This is a genomic window from Roseburia sp. 1XD42-69, from assembly GCF_003612565.1.
Taxonomy (GTDB): domain Bacteria; phylum Bacillota; class Clostridia; order Lachnospirales; family Lachnospiraceae; genus Roseburia_B.
Window position 1 is genome coordinate 1 of record NZ_RAZG01000240.1, and the last position, 901, is coordinate 901.

1 protein-coding gene and 1 pseudogene are annotated in these 901 nt (G+C 34.6%); both read right to left on the reverse strand.

Features of this window, described 5'->3' with window-relative positions; translation table 11 throughout:
- Positions 1 to 212: 212 nt before the first annotated feature.
- Positions 213 to 501, reverse strand: a pseudogene (locus tag D7Y06_RS25350) (type II toxin-antitoxin system RelE/ParE family toxin).
- 4 nt (positions 502 to 505) lie between these two features.
- Positions 506 to 754: a type II toxin-antitoxin system prevent-host-death family antitoxin gene (locus D7Y06_RS25355; RefSeq protein WP_120410224.1), complete on the reverse strand. Its 249-nt coding sequence runs from the start codon at positions 752 to 754 to the stop codon at positions 506 to 508.
- Positions 755 to 901: the final 147 nt, after the last annotated feature.

A 901-nucleotide genomic window follows, 5' to 3' on the forward strand; every position in this document is an offset into this window, starting at 1 on the left:
TGAGCTACAGGAAGAGTCAGAAAAACACTGGGATTTTCTGGCTTCTTAGTGGTACAAACTTTTAACTCACAAGTAATATTTTATGGACATCCTTGCAGAATCGTACCTCATCCTCTGTATCCATTAATTTCATATCTGACATTTTCAATTCTCCTCAATTCGCTACACGCGTGTAGCGAATTCAATATTCATTTCTTAATTTTAAAATTACATTAACTAAAAATCTTCGTAATATCCTGATACCGATTCACCACCCGATAAATCTCAATTAACCTTATACAACACAACATAATCATTCCACACCACATACTTATAATCCGTCTTAAAACTCACACGTTTAGACAAATCTGCACCAATATAAGGAAACTGCTGTATATTCTCAAACTGCCTATAAATCTCCTGAACCGTTTCTAATGCTTTATCGGCGTTATCTTCTGCAATAAATTTCTTAATTGTTTTTAAATCCTCTGCCACTACCGGATTGATTCGCAATTTCATCATAAATTTACTCTCCAACCTCAGCCTTTAATTCATCCATTGACAGCCAGCCATTTCCATCTTTAACAGCTTCCTCTGCCTCATACAGCTTCTCCAGCAGCTTTTTTTCTGCTTTATCACGTTCATAATCCTCTATATCCATTACCACAAATCTGCCCCTGCCATTTTTAGTCAGGAACACAGGCTCTCCGATCTGACAATTTTTCAAAACCTCATTATAATTTCTTAAATCTGACACTGGTAATATACTTGCCATAGATATACCATTCCTTTCAACTCAAACTATAATATCTCTTTTTATATTATACTCCACCACTTTACAACTTTTCCATAAAAAATGTCATACAGGACTTTCTGATGTATAATAAGTTTGCAAACAAAAAATACGAAAGAAAGTGATCCT